Below are 528 nucleotides of genomic sequence, written 5' to 3'. Positions count from 1 at the left end.
CTCCACGTGATGCGTCTGCGGAAATAAATCCACCGGCTGGACTTTCTTCAAGTCATATCCCAACTCTTGGTAGAGTTTGATATCACGCGCCATGGTTGCGACATTACAGGAGATATAGGCGATGCGGTCAGCCCCAATTTGGCTACTTGCTTTGATAAAGCTTTCGGTCAATCCCTTGCGTGGTGGGTCAACCAAGATAACGGTTGGTTGGATACCTTCCTTGAGCCAATTCCTCATGGCATTTTCAGCTGTGTCGCAGACATAGTGGGCATTTGTGATATTGTTTAATGCAGCATTCTTCTGGCTATTCTCTACTGCTTCTGGGATGACCTCAACTCCATAGACTTCCTTAACATGCTTGGCAACGGACAATCCAATCGTTCCAATACCAGAATAAGCGTCGATCACCACATCATCTGCTTTTAACTCCGCAAAGTCAATGGCCGTTTGATAAAGTTTCTCTGCCATTTGAGTATTGACCTGGTAAAAGGCTGGGCCAGCGATTTGGTAGTCATTTCCCAACATCTG

The 528-nt window shown here is 46.2% G+C and carries 1 protein-coding gene; it reads right to left on the bottom strand.

Translation table 11 applies throughout. The features are described from left to right. Nucleotides 1–528 (bottom strand): 23S rRNA (uracil(1939)-C(5))-methyltransferase RlmD (rlmD, locus tag D8863_RS10925; protein WP_125441882.1); only part of this gene is annotated, 528 nt, incomplete at both ends.

The organism is Streptococcus oralis (genome assembly GCF_003943825.1).
Classification (GTDB): Bacteria; Bacillota; Bacilli; order Lactobacillales; family Streptococcaceae; genus Streptococcus; species Streptococcus oralis_CD.
Note: the sequence above shows the minus strand (reverse complement) of the source record. Positions and strands in the feature narration are given on the sequence as shown.